The organism is Micromonospora sp. NPDC048935 (genome assembly GCF_043197875.1).
GTDB lineage: Bacteria > Actinomycetota > Actinomycetes > Mycobacteriales > Micromonosporaceae > Micromonospora.
Window position 1 is genome coordinate 58,747 of sequence record NZ_JBICTZ010000014.1, and the last position, 16,080, is coordinate 74,826.

A 16,080-nucleotide genomic window follows, 5' to 3' on the forward strand; every position below is an offset into this window, starting at 1 on the left:
GGGCGGCCGGTGCCCGGTCAGGCGGGCAGGTGCGGGAGGCGGGCGCGGCCGGGTTGGCGGCGGGTCTGGCTCAACCGGATCACCGCGCCGGCGTTGTGCAGCGGCGCGACGAGGGCGCCGGGGCGCCCGCCCGAGCCGCGCTGCATGGCCGCGAGGAGGGTGCCGGCGGGCACCGGCCGGGCGAACAGGTGGCCCTGGCCGGCGACGCAGCCCAACTCCCAGAGGGCCCGCCGCTGTGGCTCGCTCTCCACTCCCTCGGCGACCACCGCCAGGTTGAGGCTGCGACCCAGGTCGAGGGTGGAACGGATGACCGCGGCGGCCTCCGCTGAGCTCTCCATCGTCGTCACGAAGCTTCGGTCGATCTTCAGCTCGTGCACGGGGATGCGAGAGAGCAGGGAGAGTGAGGAGTAGCCGGTGCCGAAGTCGTCCAACGCCAACCGGACGCCCTCGTCGCGCAGCCGGCTGAGTACGCGGTCGACCACGTCGAGTTGGCTGAGCGTGAGCGTTTCGGTCAGCTCCAGCACCAGCCGGTCCGCCGGTAGGTCGTGGGCGCGCAGCCGGGCCAGCACCGAGCCGGGGAATCGCGCGTCGAGCAGGCTGCGGGGGGACACGTTGACCGCGACAGGTATGTCGAAGCCGGCGTCCCGCCAGGTGGTGGCCGCGACCAGTGCCTGGTCGAGGATCGCCTCGGCGAAGGCCGGCAGCAGACCGGAGCGCTCCACCGCCTCCAGGAAACGGAGCGGGTCGATCATGCCGTGGGTGGGGTGGCGCCAGCGGGCCAACGCCTCGGCGCTCGTCACCTCGCCGGTGCCCAGGTCGACGATCGGTTGGAAGTTGACGATGAACTCGTGGTCGGCGACCGCGCGGGGCAGGTCGCCACCGAGGGTGAGGCGGCCCAGGTCGGCGGTGTCGCGGGTGGTGGCGTAGGTGGAGATTCGCTGCCCGGCACGTTTTGCCTGGTACATGGCCACGTCGGCGCGGCGCAGCAGCTCGGTCATGCCACCGTTGGACGGGGCGACGGAGATGCCGCCGCTGGCTTCGACGCTGATCCGCATGCCGTCCAGTTCGAACGGCGCGTGCAGGGCGGCGAGGAGCGTCTCCGCCCGATGCGCGGCCACCGCCGGGGCCGGCAGCCCGCGCAGGAGTACGGCGAACTCGTCGCCGCCGAGGCGGGCGACCAGGTCGGTGGCCTTTGCTGCGTCCCGCAACCGGTCGGCGACCTGCACCAGCACCTGGTCGCCGGCGGCGTGCCCGAGCGTGTCGTTGACTTCCTTGAAGTGGTTGAGGTCGATCAGCACCAGCGCGGTCACCCCGTCCGCGTGCCGGGCGCTCAACTGCTCGGTGCCCTCGTCGAGGAGGTGTCGGCGGTTGGCCAGCCCGGTCAGCGCGTCGTGCGCGGCGGCGTACGCGTGCTCGTTGGCCACCCGGGCCAGTTCGGCGTATGCCTGGGCGTTGCGCACGGCGGTGCAGAGCGCGGAGCCGAAGGTGCGCAGGGTGTACTGCTCGCGCTCGGAGAGCTGCACCGGGCCGCGGAAGCGCAGTCGGAGGACGCCGACGTCGACAGTGCGGTCGTGCCCTTCGAGCGGGGTGGGGACGATCGTGCCGTCCACGTCGGTGGGCTTGCCGATGGGGCCGTCGAAGGTGATGCCGCCGGTGCCGCCGCGGACGGTGCGGTCGCCGTCGCGCAGTTCGATTTCGACCTCGTCGGCGGAGAACAGCTCGGCGGCCTGGGTGACGGCGGTGGTGAGAACGGTGTCCAGGTCGACGACGTTGAGCGCGTCGGTGGTGCGGGCGAGTCGTTGCCACGCCTGCTGTTCGGTCCTGGAACGGATTCTCGTGGAGTAGGCCAGGTGCAGGCTGAGAACCAGGGGCGGAATGGCCAACAGGAGTTTGAAGTTCGCGTCGAGGATCAGCAGCGTGCAGACCGCCACGACGAACCGTACGGCGAAGCCGGCGAGTCGGAGGTCGAGGTTGGTCCGGAACTGCCTTGAGATCTTGGTGCCGGAGGCCAGCGCGATGACCGGGATGGCCAGGAGGTCGTCCAGCAGTGCCGCGACCAGGTACGAGGCGGCTACCGGCATGATCAGGGCGATGACGCTCTCGGGTGGCCAGGTCCAGGTCGTCATTGCCAGCGTGATGCCGGCACCCCAGGCCACGATGACGTTCTTGCCCACACTGAAGGCCATCTTGATCGGCGACAGTCGCAGCGAGGCAAAGGCGATGCCGACCGCGGTACAGAGGACCACCGACTGGGCCGGGGCGATGGCGAGGCCGATGATGATCGCGGCCTCGGTCCAACTGATCGAGTGGGTGGTGGACCGGATTCGCACCCTTGCTTTGACCAGGGTGCCCAGGGCGATTGCGACGGTGAGCGCGACGAGGATCGCGATGTTGGTCGGCGTGGCGGTCATCGCCGAGCGCGCCGCGCCCGGAAGCGACGTGGCCGTGATGATGGTTGCTACAACGACGACGAGACCGACGAGCAGCCGTAGCCGCTGATCGGTCTCAATCTCTCGTCGCTGAGGAAGGGTCATGCGACTCCCGAAGGCCTGCTTCTGCCGTGCTCACAGCCTACCGTTCGAGGCTCGTGCACGTCCCCGGTCGAGGGGTCAGTTCCACTCGCTGCCGCGCATTGCGTTGCCCCCTTCTCGCTGAGCCAATTCGAGGGCCTACCCAAAGGGGAGGTCTTCCTCGGAATGGCAGCTTAAGAGAAGGATCAGCAGCTTAGAAGAAATAAATGTCGGTATGCGCAACATTAGCCAAGTTGGAGAGTGTTTGTGACGTTGTGTCCATCACTGCTGAACGGAGTGCGGTCGAACTCACCGTGTTGGATTGGGGGGACAGCTGACAACTGCAGACGGTATCCGACGAGGTAATGGATGCGTTATTCGCCAGACGCGACCGGGGTGTCGGGAGGCGGGGCAAAGGTGTCAGGTGCGAGTGGCGCGGGGGTGGCGACGACGTGGAATTTGCATCCCGACCGGTGTCGATGCAACTTGCGACCGACACGGTGCGGGTGTAGAGAGTTATGAAGCGGCCTCCACACGGTAATCCTCAGGTCACCAACGGCCATCCTCCCTTGCCCCGTGAGCAGCACGTCACCGGAGAATGGTCGTAGACTCCGTTGCGTGATCGACTGAGTACCTAGCATGGCTGGAACAGGGGGCCAGTGGAGATTCAGGTTCTGGGCGGCCTTGCGGTGCAACTGTCTACCCGCATGCTGCGCCTCGGTACACCCAAGCAGCAGACAATCTTCGCGATGCTCGCAGTGCAGCCCGGGCGGCTGGTGACATTGGGCGACCTCGTCGACGAGTTATGGGCTGATTGCCCACCGCGATCAGCTGTGGCTAATGTGCGGACCTATGCGGCCAATCTGCGTCGGACTTTCGAGGCTTTCCCGGCCGGTCACGGTGCCATCGAACGCCAACGCAACGGCTATCGACTCGTTGTGGACCCGGAACAGGTCGATGTCTTTTGCTTCGAGCTGGAACGGAACGCGGGTCGGGAAGCGCTGACGGCTGGTCACCTGGACCGTGCCCGTGAGCTGCTGGAGCGCGCCTTGGCTCGGTGGCGGGGTCCGATGCTCGCCGGCGTCCCGCTTGGACCCGTCCTCACCTCCCGAACCGTTGCCGTCGAAGAGGAACGGCTGTTGACCGTGGAGCTTCTCGCCGACGTCCAGCTGAGGTCGGGGCGGAACGACTCGGTGATACCGCTGCTGCGGGAGGTCGTTGTTCGTCACCCCCTCCGGGAACCGGCGCACCTCCTCCTCATGCGGGCGTTGTACAAGCGTGGCGATCACGCCGGAGCTCTCGTCGTGTACGACGCGGTCCGAACGACGTTCGCCGAGGAGTTGGGCGTCGAACCGGGGCCAGACATCCAGGGCCTGTACTCGGAGATCGTCACCGAGGCTCCCGCGGGCGAGCCGGCGATCAGCGTTTCACCCCGTCCGACCCTGGCGCGTTGGCTCGCCGCAGACGCGCCCGTCCCAACCGATGCACGTCATCGGCGTGCGCCTGTCGATCACCTTCCTCGAGCGGTGACCGACTTCGTTGGTCGGGAGGAGGTGGTGTCGCGGTTGCTGGCAGAGACCAGCCGGGTCGAGGAACGGGTCTCGCCAGTGCACGTGATCGACGGCATGGCGGGCAGCGGAAAGACCACTCTGGCCGTTCATCTGGCTCGCCGCCTGTCGAAGCGATACCCGGACGCGAGCTTGTTCATCGACCTGTGCGGTGACGGCGAGACGACTCGGATCGAGCCGTCGGCGGCACTTGTCACACTGCTCCGGCAGTTCGGAGTTCCGGCGGAGCGGATACCTGTCGAGTTCGACGACAAGGCGGAGCTGTGGCGCCGCGAACTCGAGAGCCGGAGATCGGTAGTCGTGTTCGACAACGCGGCGAGCAGTGACCAGATCCGCCCTCTCCTGCCCGCGTCGCCGGGCGCGGTCGTCCTGGTGACCTCTCGTCGACGACTGGCTGACCTGGACGTCGGCCCACCGGAGTCGTTGCCCCTGATGACTCTCGACGAGGGGCTGAAACTGCTCGCGCAGACTGCCGGCGTCGAGCGGATCGCCGAGGAGCCGGCGGCGGCCGCAGAGGTCGTGCGTCGCTGCGGGCACCTCCCGTTGGCGATCCGGCTCGCTGGGTCACGTCTTGCCCTTCGACCGGCGCGCAGGGTCGCGGATCTGGCAGCTCTCCTGGCGGCCGACTCTCCAACGCTGAACCAGCTGAAAGTCGGTGATCGGACTCTGGCACGAGCCTTCGCCACGTCGTACGGGCCCTTGCCGGTGCCTGCCAAAAGGGCCTTCCGGATGTTGAGTCTTCATCGCGGTGAGCACAGCGTGGAGATGGTCGCGGCCCTGCTCGACCTGCCGCTCGATGTCGCCGCCAGACTGCTCGATGATCTGGTCGACCTGCACCTGGTTGACGAGGTTGAGGGAGGTCGGTACCGACTACACGACCTCCTGCGGCAGTACTCGCGAGCACAGTGCCTGGTTTCCGAGACGCCCGAAGCCATGACGTCGGCCGTGGCGCGGCTCCTGGACTTCGCCCTGCACGCCACCCTGCAGGCCGCCTCGAAGCTGCACCAGTCCATCGACGTCCACAAAGAGATTGGTGCCGGTCCGCCCCCACGTCCCGATCTGATCGGCCCGGAGACGGTGTCCGGGGTTGACTGGCTTGAGCGGGAGCGCCCGAATCTCGGCATGCTGGTGGGCCTCGGCGCCGAGCACCGACTCCACGACCAGGTGTGGAAGCTCGCCCGGTCCCTCTGGCGCTTTCTTCACGTACGGGGGCATTTCGACGATATTCTTGCCACCCATCGCGCGGGTCTAGCCTCGGCGAGGGTGCTCCAACACCGATCCGCCATCGTCTCGATGCACAACTATCTCGCATCGGCACTGGTGAAGACCGGCTCTCACCGTCTTGCGTCAACTCATCTCGACGAGGCCATAGCGCTGTGCCGTGAGTCTGGCGACTGGCGGCAGTTGGCCCGACTCCGTTCGAATCTGTGCGTCGTCTACCTGCTCAGCGGGCACCTTGAGTTGGCTGTCGCGACGGGACGGCAGAGCCTGGCCGGGCGCCTCTACGACAACCGCGTGCCGTTGGCCCTGCCGAATCTGGGTATCGCGCTGGCCTTGCTGGGCCGATGGGACGAGGCACTCAAGATCCACCGACAGCACCTGTTCCAGGCACGGCTCAATCAGGATTACTACCACCTGGCGAACGCTCTGAGCCATCTCGCGGCGGTGCGCGTCCGGCTTGGGCAGTACCGGCGCAGTGTGGCGTTACTGAACTCCTCGCTGTCGCTGTTTCACCGCACCGGTCACCGATACGGCGAGGCCGAGGCACGTAACGTTCTGGGAGTCGCGTACCGAGGGCTCAACAAGCTCCACCTCGCCCGACGACACCACCTGGCCGCCTTCGAGTTGGCCGTTGAATCGGGCGAGCGGCACGCGCAGTGCATCGCCCTTAATGATCTTGGGTCGACTCTGTTGGCGAGCGGGGACGGTCCGGCAGCCCTTGCGGCTCACCGCCAGGGCCTGCAGCTTGCTGAACGCGTCTCCAACCCGTACGAGCAGGGTCGGGCCCTGGCCGGGCTCGCCGAACACTTCGTCCGCGCCGATCCGGCCGAGGCCAGACGGCACTGGGAGCGGGCGTTGGCGATCTTCAAGCGGATGGGCGTGCCGGAGCGTTTCGAGACCGAGCGCCGTCTCGCCGAGTTGGGTGACGAAGACACGGAACGCCGACCAGGCTGAACGGCACTTATCGATTTCTTATCGCGAGGCCCGGTAGCTTCTGCGCCGTGACGACGAACGGGGAGGTTCTGCCCAAGCGCAGGATCTGGTCGCCGCACGTACCCGTTGCCAGGCTTCCCCAGCGGCCTCGGCAGCAGGTCGGTGAGGGAGGAGCGGCGTCCCGCCGGTGCGCCGTCAGCACCGCGGCGCGGCGGGCAGTGCGACGCCGCTCCTTCCGAGCGTCGTCGTACCGCACCGATAGGCTCACGGCCGTGACCGAACCCGCGCAGCTCAGCCATGTCGACCGTGCCGGCGCGGCCCGCATGGTCGACGTCTCCGACAAGACGGTGACGGGCCGGCTGGCCGTCGCGGCCGGCCGTTTGCGCACCACACCCGAGGTCATCGACCTGCTGCACCGCGACGGGCTGCCGAAGGGCGACGCGTTGGCGGTTGGTCGGTTGGCCGGGATCATGGGCGCCAAGCGCACCCCCGACCTGATTCCGCTCTGCCACCCGATCGCGCTGCACGGCGTCACCGTCGACCTGCGGCTGACCGCTGACACCGTGGAGATCACGGCCACCGCCCGCACCGCGGACCGCACGGGCGTGGAGATGGAGGCGCTCACCGCCGTGGCCGTCGCCGGCCTCGCCCTGATCGACATGGTCAAGGCGGTCGACCCGGCGGCCTCGGTGGAGGCGGTCCGGGTGTTGCGCAAGGAGGGCGGCAAGACCGGCGAGTGGGTCCGGCCGGAGGACCGGCCGTGATCCGGGCCCGGGTGATCGTGGCGTCCAACCGGGCCGCGGCCGGCGTCTACGCCGACACCAGCGGTCCGCTGCTCGTGGCCGGTCTGCGCGAGTTGGGGTGCGAGGTCGACGAGCCGGTGGTGGTGCCCGACGGCGAGCCGGTCGGCGCGGCCCTGCGGGCCGCCCGCGTCGACGGTGTCGACGTGGTGCTGACCAGCGGTGGCACCGGGGTCACCCCGACCGATAGCACCCCGGATGTGACCCGGGGCCTGCTGGATTACGAGATCCCCGGCATCGCCGAGGCGATCCGCGCGCACAGCCGCGACCGGGTGCCCACCTCGGTGCTGTCCCGGGGTCTGGCCGGGGTCGCGGGCCGGATGCTGGTGGTCAACCTGCCGGGCTCGACAGGTGGCGCCCGGGACGGGCTGGCGGTGCTTGGGCCGATCCTCGGGCACACCGTGGACCAGCTTCGCGGCGGCGACCACTGACCGCTTCGCGGCGGAGAGCACTGCTGCCGCGGCGGCGGTGATCACTGCGTCCAGGCGGCGGCCACCGACCGGTCCACGCCAGGCTCGGGCGGGTTGTCGGTCCGTGCCGATAGGCTCGGTCGGTGAGCACGGAAACCGCACCCACCGCGGATCGGGTCGTCGCACCTCCGCCAGCCGGGTGGGAGGAGGCGCGGTCACGGGTCTACGCGGTCGGCCTGGCCGCCGCGCTGCCCGCCGTCGACCGACCACTCGTCGACACCGACGGGTCGACCCTGGCCGAGCCGCTGACCACCCGCACCGACCTGCCCGCCTTCCCCACCTCCAGCGTGGACGGCTGGGCGGTGCGCGGCAGCGGCCCGTGGCGCATCGTCGGCCGGGTGTTGGCCGGCAGCACTCCCGCCCCACTCACCGAGGACGACACGACGGTCGAGATCGCGACCGGGGCCATGGTGCCCGAGGGCACCACCTCCATCCTTCGCGTGGAGGAGTCCACCACCTCCACGACCGGCCTGATCAGCGGCACTCCCCGGGAGACGCCCGAGTGGCGGCAGCCGGGCGAGGAGGCGTACGCCGGAGAGGAGCTGTTGCCGGTCGGCACGCCTGTCGACCCGGCGGTGATCGGCCTCGCCGCCTCCTGCGGGCACGACACGCTGCGGGTCCGGCGGGTGCCGCGCGCCGCGCTGCTGGTCTTCGGCGACGAGTTGCTGACCGCGGGCCCGCCCGCAGCCGGTCGGGTCCGCGACGCGCTCGGCCCCGCGGTGCCGGCGTGGCTGCGGCGCTACGGCTGCCAGGTCCGCCCGTCGGACGTGGTCGGCCCGGTGGCCGACACGCTGCCCGCGCACGTGGCGGCCCTGCGAGCGGCGCTGACCAACGCCGACCTGGTCTGCACCACCGGTGGCACGATGAACGGCCCGGTCGACCACCTGCACCCGGCCCTGGAAGCGCTCGGCGCCGACTACGTGGTCAACACCGTGGCGGTCCGTCCGGGCTTCCCGATGCTGCTGGCCCGGGTGGCCGGCCACGACGGGCGGGTCCGGTTCGTGGCCGGGCTGCCGGGCAACCCGCAGTCCGCCATCATCGCGCTGGTGTCGCTTGTCGCGCCCCTGCTCGCCGGCCTACAGGGCCGCTCGATGCCGGTGCTGCCGCACGCCACGTTGGCCGAGGCGGTGCCCGGCCGCGGTGACCACACCCACCTGGCCCTGGTCCGGCTGGACCGGGCCGCCGGGACCGCGTCGCCGGTGCGACACGTCGGCTCGGCCATGCTGCGCGGCCTGGCCGGCGCGGACGGCTTCGCCGTCATCCGTCCCGGCACCAGGGGCGAGCCGGGCGACCGGGTGCCGATCGTGCCGTTGCCATTGCTTCCTGGGGAGCGTTCGTCATGACCGCACCGACGATCACCTTCGGTGAGATCACCGACCAGCCGCTCGACCTCGCCGCACACGAGGCGGCGGTCGCCGACCGTCGGGCCGGCGCCGTGGTCTCCTTCCAGGGCGTGGTCCGCGACCACGATCACGGCCGGCAGGTCACCAGCCTGGAGTACGAAGGGCACCCGAGCGCCGCGCGGGTGCTGCGCGAGGTGGCCGCCGAGATCGCCGCGGAGCCCGACGTGTACGCGGTGGCGGTCTCGCACCGGGTCGGCCCCCTGGCGATCGGCGACGTGGCGCTCGTCGCCGCGGTGAGCACCGCCCACCGGGCGGCGGCCTTCGCGGCCTGCGCCCGACTCGTCGACGAGGCCAAGGCGCGCCTGCCGATCTGGAAGCGGCAGGTCTTCACCGACGGCACCGGCGAATGGGTCAACTGCCCCTGACCGCTCAGCGGCGGCCGTTGACCACCACTGCCCGGGGGAGCCGGTCACCGTAGAACGCCGGCTCCGCACCCGGACGCCACGGCAGCGCCGCGACCAGGACGATCAGTGCGAGTGCGAGCGAGTTTTCCATCAGGGCCCCGAAGAGACCGTCCTGGTAGTGCGACATCTCCGGTAGTTGGTGCTCGTACGGCCAGATCGGGGAGATCAGGAAGAGCAGATAGAGCCCGATCGCCGCAGCACCGTGCCGAAGCCCGGTCAGCGTGGGATACCAGATCGGCGGGCGGAGCCCGTTGACCCCGGGCAACCCGCCGAACACCGGGCCCTGGCCGGTGCGCTGTGGCATCGCCCGGGTCGCCTCCCGGCGGCGAACGGCGGCGTCGGCCAGCACGATGATCGCCGGGATCACCCAGACCAGGTGGTGCGTCCAGGAGATCGGGCTGATCACGTTCGCGGTGAGACCGACAAGTGTGAACGCGGTCAGCTCGTCACCATCGGCGCGGGAACTGGCCGCCCGGGACAGGCCCAGCGCCAGGATCAGCACCGAGAAGGCGAGCCAGAGCAGCCCCGGGGTCTCGATCGAGTCGTACAGGCGGGCGAGTAGGCCGGCGAGCGACTGGTTCGGCGTCATGTCCGCCGCGCCGACCCGTTCGGTCTGCCAGAGCACGCTGCCGAAGTACGTCCGCGACTCGTCGCCGACGATCGCGAAGGTCGCCACCGTCACGCCGACCGTGGTGCCGATGGCGGTGGCCGCCACCCGCCACTGACGGGTGATCAGCAGGTAGGCGATGAAGAGTGCCGGGGTGAGCTTGACCGCGGTGGCCAGGCCGATGCCGGCGCCGGCCCAGGCTCCCCCGTAGAGGAAGCGCAGCAGGGGGCCGTCCGTCGCGGCATAGTGGGTGCCGCGGCGGGAGCGCCAGCGAAGACCGATCAGGTCAGCCATGATCAACGCGAACAGCAGGATGTTGACCTGGCCGTAGCCCAGAGTCTCCCGACCTGGCTCGATGGCGACCGCGAGCGGCACCGCGACGGCCACGGTGAACCACAGTGGCCACCCCAGCCGGTCCACGATGGGGCGGAGTAGCCCGGCCAGCACCAGCGCCAGCGCGGCGATGCTGGCGACGGCGTTGACCATGCCGGCCGCGAAGATCGGTAGTTGCGCCATGGGCAGCATGACCAGCCCACCGAACGGCGGGTAGGTGAAACCGAGGGTGGTCCCGGGCGCGATGAACTCGTAGAGCTCATGACCGCTCGCCCACCACACCACGGCACCGTGGTAGATCTTCATGTCGAAGAAGTTGTACGGCCGCCCGAAGGCGCCGATGGCGAGCCATGCGGCGTAGGCGACGGCGGCGACGATGGCGCCCCGTACGACGTTCTTGCGATCGATCCGACGCGTGACGCGTTGGAGACGCGTTAAGCGTCGGATTGGGGCGAGGCGGTCCGCCCGACTACCGACAGCCGTCGGCATGGCGTGGCCACCCCCGTACCAAGGTCGTCCTACCCGTCCAGGTCCTGCAGGGAGCCTAGAACGGCGCCTCACGTAAGTGCCTCCCGCGTTATGCGACCGTGTCCGATCCCACACATGTTTTTGACATTTCCACCGCGTTAACGCCTACCGGGTGGTTCAGGTAATTCGCGGCCTTAGCGGGGGGTGGGGGTGGCACAGCGAGGCATCGACGCAGGTCAGCCGGGCAGTCGACGTGCGGTGGACGCGGAGCGGACGGCGATCCTGGCCTCGCGGCGGGCGGTACGGACGGCGCGCTGCACGGAACGTCGAGAGTGGCCGATGCGATGGCCGGTGCGCCACCGCAGACCCGGCTTGCCGCCGGTGTCGGCCGCGGCGAACAGCAGACCGCCGAAGAGCCCGAGGTTCTTCAACGCGTGGATCTCGTTGTTGTTCTTGGCGATCGGGTCGTCGGTGTTCCAGAAGGGATGACCGGCGATGGTCACCGGCACCAGCGTGCCGGCCAGGACCAGCGCCGCAGGCCGGCTGAACCGCCCGGTCGCCAGCATCAGCCCCGCGCCGACCTGCACCGCCGCGTTGATCCGGATCAACGCCTCGGTCTCGGTGGGAATGCTCGGGTGTGCCTTCTTCAGCATCGGTGCGACCCTGTCGGTCACCGGTTTGGCAGCCACGGCGAGTCGGCCGGGGTTGCGGAAGTTGCGATACCCGCTGACCACGAAGATGCCGCTCAGCATGGCGCGGGCGAGGGAGCGTACGGGCGTCATGGATCAGTCATACCCCGTCGCGGCGTTTGCTACCCCGGCAACCGGCGGATCCGGATCGGTCTTCGCACCCGCGCGCCACGCCGATTCGAACGACAGTCACGGATGGACGGGCCGTGGCGGGTAACGTCGCGCGGGTGACCACGCTGCGGCTACGCCCCGAGGACGCGGCCGACGCCGGTCCGGTACGCCGCGTGCTGGCCACCGCCTTCGCCCGCCCGGACGTGGCGACGCCGCCCGAGGTGAGCCTGGTCGACGAGTTGCGCGGCACCGCCGTCTGGCTACCGGAGCTGGCGATGGTCGCCGAGTACGGCGGCGAGGTGGTCGGGTACGCGCTGCTCACCCGCGTACGGGTGCGGCCCGAGCGGGGGTCGGACGTGCCGGCCCTGGCGCTCGGCCCGGTGGCGGTCGCGCCGCACCGACAGCGCGTCGGGCACGGCACGGCGGTGGTGCAGGCGGCCCTGGACGCCTCCACCGAGCTGGGTGAGCGGCTGGTCGTGGTCCTCGGTGACCCGGCCTTCTACCGCCGGTTCGGCTTCGGCCCCGCGACCGAGCTGGGCCTGAACAGCCCGTGGGCCGGTCTCGGCGAGCCCTGGCAGGCGTTGGTGCTGCCGCCGTCGACGAGCGAGGAAGGGCCCCCGCCGCGCGGCGAGGTGCTCTTTCCGGCCCCCTGGTCGAAGGTCTGACCGCGTCGACACCCCGGTTGGTGGTCAGGCCGGCTGGGTGCGCAGGTACCTGCCGAAGTGCGGGACCGTGAAGGCGACAGTGCCCCGCTCGCCGGAGTAGATCAGGCCCTTCTTGATCAGCGCGTCCCGTGCCGGGGAGAGGCTGGCGGGCTTGCGGCCGAGAGCGCGGGCGATCTCCGCGGTGGGCACCGCGGCATCCATGTCGTCGCGGGTCACCTCCCCCGGCTCCCCCTCGACCGCGGACATCATGGCCATCGCCCGCATGTATTCGCGCTCGGCAGGTGTGGCTCGCTCGAAGCGGGAGCCGAAGAACCCGACGGCCAGCTCGGCCTCCGCCTCGGGCGCGGCGACACGCACGTCAGCCGCGGTGATCGGCGAGCGCGGGGCGTGGTCCCAGGTCGCCTTGCCGTACGCCTGGACGAAGTAGGGGTAGCCGCCGGACTTCTCGTAGAGCAGGTCGAGGGCCTTCTGCTCGTACTCGACCTCCTCGCGCTCGGCCGGCGCGCAGAGCGCCTGGTCGGCGGCGATCCGGTCCAGCCGGTCGATGCGTTGGTAACGGAACAGCCGTTCGGAGTACGACTTGGCAGCGCTGAGCACCGCCGGCAGGTGCGGGAGCCCGGCACCGACGACGATCAGCGGCGCGCCGAGTTGGGACAGCTCATGACACGCCGCGCAGAGCGCCGACACGTCCTCCGGGCCGAGATCCTGCATCTCGTCGATGAAGACGGCGATGCCGGTGCCGACGTCACTGGCCACCGCCGCGGCGTCAGTGAGCAACTCGACCAGGTCGATCTCGATGTCACCGGAGTCGGCCCGGCCGTTGGCCGCCGGCACGTCGATGCCGGGCTGCCACCTGTCGCGCAGCTTCGGCGCGGCACCGGCCCGGCCGGTCGGGGCGGACCGCTGGGCGAACGCCTTGAGAACGCCGAGAAACGCGTCGATCCGGTCGGGTGCGCGGTGCCGGGGGGCGAGCTCCCGGACCGCCATGTGCAGCGCGGCGGCGATCGGGCGGCGCAGCGACTGGTCCGGTCGTGCCTCGATCTTGCCGCTGCCCCAGAGCCGGTTGATCGCCTGCGATCGGAGAGTGTTGAGCAGGACCGTCTTGCCGACGCCGCGCAGACCGGTGAGCATCAGGCTGCGTTCGGGTCGCCCTCGTGCGATGCGTTCGAGCACGATGTCGAAGACGTCCAGCTCCCGCCCCCGCCCGGCGAGCTCGGGCGGACGCTGGCCGGCGCCCGGCGCGTACGGATTGCGGACCGGATCCACGCATCGCAGAATATCGGGCCGTCTAGCTGCGAACCTAGACACGGATAGATGGGGCTATCGGCGTGTCGGGGCCGTCGATGCCGGCAGGGGGCCGTCGACAAGAAACTAGGGCTGTCTAGCGTCCACGCTAGACAGCCCTAGTTTTGGCGATCGGAGCTATCGCTTCCGCAGGCAGAGCACGTAGTCGAGCAGGTCCACGGCGTTGTCGTGTACGTATGTCGCGCTTATCGGGGGTGGCAGCGCGTCACACCGGGCCGAGTCGGTGGTCGCCGGGATCCGCAGCAACACCTGGTAGGTGTTCGGGCCGCACGGCACCTTGCGCAGCTCCGCGGCGTCCTCGGTGCCCTCGTTCACCAGGCAGTCGCCCGTGGCGAACTCGTCGTCGTCCGGAGTCGGCGCGGCCGAACTCGGCGCGTCGCTGGGCAGGACCGGCGGGACGACCGGGGCGCTCGTCGACGGCGTACGGCCGTCGCCACCGGCGTCGGCGACCCTCCAGATCGCCCAACTGGCCAGGCCCAGGCACGGGCAGAGCAGGAGCACCACCACCAGCGCGATGATGAGGGCGACGTTGCGGCCGGTCTTCCTCACCGGCGCGACAGGCGGCATGCCGTAGCCACCAGGTGGCGGCTGCCCCCACGGCGCGGGTGGCTGACCCGGCACCGGCCCGGCCGGCGGAAACGGCCCGGGCGGCGGGTAACCCGGGCCTGAGGTCGGCGGGTAGCCCGGGTCCGGGGCCGGCGGCGGCGTCCACATCGGTGCGGTCGGCGGCTCGGGCTGGGTCGGCGGCGGTGCCCACATCGGTGCGGTCGGCGGCTCCGCGTCGGGTGGCGGCGGGCCCCACTGCTGCCTGGTCGGATCCTCGGCGGGCGGGCGCTGGTGCGGGTCGTCCGGCTGCTCGGAGCCCGCTGGTCCGTAGGTCGTCATGTCATCCCTGGGGGTGGGTGGTCTCAGCGTTGCTTAAGGCAGAGGACGAAGTCGAGAGTGTCCAGCTCACTGTCGAAGAAGTACCAGTTGGTGTAACCCTGGACCTTGCCGCACTTCGTCTCGGCGTCGCGCTCACCGCTAGTCGCACCGTCGATCCGACTCAACACCTCGTACGACTTCGCGACACACTCGCTGATCAACAGCTTGGGCTTGGCGCCCGCGGCGGCGTCATTGCGGACGCACTGGCCAACCTTGGCGAACCGAGGATCCGCCGACGACTCCGGCGCCGCGGCACTCGGTACGGGTTCAGTCGCGTCGGCGTCCGCGCTGGGATCAGCGGCGGCGGGCGAGTCGGTCGGCGCGGCCACCGGAGCCGGGTCGTCCTGCCCGCGACGGAGCCAGAACGCACCGCCGACAGCGGCCAGCAACAGCACGACGACCAGCACCGCGATCAGCGGACCCCGACCGCGTCGGCGCGGTGCCGGCGCGGGATCGCCGCCGTAGGGGGCGGATGGTCCCTGGGATGCCGGCGGATACGACGGACCCGCCGGTGAGTAGGGCTGGTGTGCCGGCGGGTAGGACTGCTGCGCCGGGGGATAGGGCTGCTGGGCCGGAGGGCCGGGCTGCTGCGCCGGGGGATACGGCTGCTGCGCCGGCGGATAGGGCTGCTGCGCCGGGGGATAGGGCTGGTGCGCCGGCGGGTACGGCTGCCGCGACGGTGGGTAGGGCTGTTGCGGCGGAGGGTACGGCTGTTGCGCTGGTGGATAGGGCTGCTGTGCCGGCGGGTCGGGCGTCTCGTCCGGTCGCTGCCCCCGCCACGGCCCCGGGTAACCGCCCCCGGGTGGTCCGTAGTTCGTCATGCCGCCCTCCTGCACAAGTGGTGAGAGTGCGGTCACCGATACGCGACGCCGACTCCGACGTCACCGTAGCGTGGTCCACCGATGAGCTCACCTCCACCGAGCGGGATCGGCCGACACCAGCGATCGGGGCCCGTGTGGACGGGCGACCGCCGGTAACGTCCGGCCCATGTCGGCCGCCGCGCTGTGGGGGGTGGCGGTGCTCGGTGGGTTGGTCGGTGTCGTCGTACCCCGGCTGGCTCGGCGCTTCACCACCCTGCCGACCCGGCCGCGGCCTCGGCGTGTCGCGTGGGTCTGGCTCAGTCCGCCGTTGGCGGCGATGGTGTTCGTGGGGCTCGCCGTCGCGCAGCGTGACGACCCGGGGCTGCCGGTCCTGCTCGCGGTGGCGGCGGTCGGGCTGGTGCTGGCCGCGGTCGACCTGGCCTGCCTGCGGCTGCCCGACCCACTCGTCGGCGTCGCCGGCACGCTGGCCCTCGGTGGTCTGACCGCGGCGGCGCTGCTGGCCGGCACGCCCGGGCGGCTGGTGGGTGCACTGGCCGGGGGGACGGTCGCTGGCGCGGCACACGTGCTGCTGGCCCTGCTGCCGGGATCCCGGTTGGGCTTCGGAGACGTGAAACTCGTCGCCGTGCTCGGGCTGCCACTCGGCTGGCTGGGGCGGGACGCGCTGCTCGCCGGGCTACTCCTGCCGCACGTGCTGCACGGCGGGCTGGTCCTGGGCCTGCTCGTCGCACGGCGGGTACGGCGGGACACCCTGCTGCCGCTCGGGCCGGCCCTGCTCGCCGGCGCGTGGCTGGGCATGCTCGTCGGCTGATCTCGCCGAACGGGCGGGCCGTCGTTCGGTGGCTCGCGCC

The 16,080-nt window shown here is 70.7% G+C and carries 12 protein-coding genes and 1 pseudogene; 7 read left to right on the forward strand and 6 right to left on the reverse strand.

What is annotated here, in order from left to right; genetic code table 11:
- Nucleotides 1-17 precede the first annotated feature (17 nt).
- Entirely contained in the window at nucleotides 18-2,534 is a 2,517-nt protein-coding gene (locus ACGFIW_RS29555; RefSeq protein ID WP_393322555.1) for a putative bifunctional diguanylate cyclase/phosphodiesterase, read from the reverse strand.
- Between the two features lie 635 nt (nucleotides 2,535-3,169).
- Here ACGFIW_RS29555 and ACGFIW_RS29560 point away from each other — a divergent pair.
- The 5 genes from ACGFIW_RS29560 to ACGFIW_RS29580 all read left to right on the forward strand — a co-directional run bounded on the left by ACGFIW_RS29560 (nucleotide 3,170) and on the right by ACGFIW_RS29580 (nucleotide 9,270).
- Nucleotides 3,170-6,253, forward strand: coding sequence for a BTAD domain-containing putative transcriptional regulator (locus tag ACGFIW_RS29560; RefSeq protein WP_393322558.1), 3,084 nt, complete (start codon nucleotides 3,170-3,172; stop codon nucleotides 6,251-6,253).
- Nucleotides 6,254-6,504: 251 nt separating this feature from the next.
- Entirely contained in the window at nucleotides 6,505-6,996 is a 492-nt protein-coding gene (gene moaC, locus ACGFIW_RS29565) for a cyclic pyranopterin monophosphate synthase MoaC (protein ID WP_393322561.1), read from the forward strand.
- The gene (locus ACGFIW_RS29570; protein ID WP_393322564.1) at nucleotides 6,993-7,463 is read left to right on the forward strand and encodes a molybdenum cofactor biosynthesis protein B; all 471 of its coding nucleotides are present in this window, start codon (nucleotides 6,993-6,995) and stop codon (nucleotides 7,461-7,463) included. Before moaC ends, ACGFIW_RS29570 begins: the two co-directional genes overlap by 4 nt.
- A 122-nt stretch (nucleotides 7,464-7,585) precedes the next feature.
- Nucleotides 7,586-8,845 (forward strand): molybdopterin molybdotransferase MoeA, encoded by a 1,260-nt coding sequence (locus tag ACGFIW_RS29575; RefSeq protein ID WP_393322567.1) that lies wholly within the window; start codon nucleotides 7,586-7,588, stop codon nucleotides 8,843-8,845.
- The gene (locus ACGFIW_RS29580; protein ID WP_393322570.1) at nucleotides 8,842-9,270 is read left to right on the forward strand and encodes a molybdenum cofactor biosynthesis protein MoaE; all 429 of its coding nucleotides are present in this window, start codon (nucleotides 8,842-8,844) and stop codon (nucleotides 9,268-9,270) included. Before ACGFIW_RS29575 ends, ACGFIW_RS29580 begins: the two co-directional genes overlap by 4 nt.
- Nucleotides 9,271-9,274: 4 nt before the next feature.
- Here the strand turns inward: ACGFIW_RS29580 and ACGFIW_RS29585 are convergent, their stop codons facing one another.
- Both ACGFIW_RS29585 and ACGFIW_RS29590 read right to left on the reverse strand, forming a co-directional pair.
- Nucleotides 9,275-10,738 (reverse strand): glycosyltransferase 87 family protein, encoded by a 1,464-nt coding sequence (locus tag ACGFIW_RS29585; RefSeq protein ID WP_393322573.1) that lies wholly within the window; start codon nucleotides 10,736-10,738, stop codon nucleotides 9,275-9,277.
- Between the two features lie 215 nt (nucleotides 10,739-10,953).
- Complete coding sequence (locus ACGFIW_RS29590) at nucleotides 10,954-11,499, reverse strand: DoxX family protein (RefSeq protein ID WP_393322576.1); 546 nt, start codon at nucleotides 11,497-11,499, stop codon at nucleotides 10,954-10,956.
- 134 nt (nucleotides 11,500-11,633) lie between these two features.
- Between ACGFIW_RS29590 and ACGFIW_RS29595 the strand changes: the two genes are divergently transcribed.
- Entirely contained in the window at nucleotides 11,634-12,182 is a 549-nt protein-coding gene (locus ACGFIW_RS29595) for a GNAT family N-acetyltransferase (protein WP_393322579.1), read from the forward strand.
- 24 nt (nucleotides 12,183-12,206) lie between these two features.
- Here the strand turns inward: ACGFIW_RS29595 and ACGFIW_RS29600 are convergent, their stop codons facing one another.
- From ACGFIW_RS29600 to ACGFIW_RS29610, 3 genes and pseudogenes are all read right to left on the reverse strand, one after another.
- Nucleotides 12,207-13,448 (reverse strand): ATP-binding protein, encoded by a 1,242-nt coding sequence (locus ACGFIW_RS29600; protein WP_393322582.1) that lies wholly within the window; start codon nucleotides 13,446-13,448, stop codon nucleotides 12,207-12,209.
- 156 nt (nucleotides 13,449-13,604) lie between these two features.
- Entirely contained in the window at nucleotides 13,605-14,372 is a 768-nt protein-coding gene (locus tag ACGFIW_RS29605; protein WP_393322585.1) for a hypothetical protein, read from the reverse strand.
- Nucleotides 14,373-14,395: 23 nt separating this feature from the next.
- Nucleotides 14,396-14,881 (reverse strand): annotated as a pseudogene (locus tag ACGFIW_RS29610) (flagellar basal body protein FliL); the annotation flags it as partial.
- Nucleotides 14,882-15,398: 517 nt separating this feature from the next.
- Between ACGFIW_RS29610 and ACGFIW_RS29615 the strand changes: the two are divergent.
- Complete coding sequence (locus tag ACGFIW_RS29615; RefSeq protein ID WP_393322588.1) at nucleotides 15,399-16,040, forward strand: prepilin peptidase; 642 nt, start codon at nucleotides 15,399-15,401, stop codon at nucleotides 16,038-16,040.
- Nucleotides 16,041-16,080 lie beyond the last annotated feature (40 nt).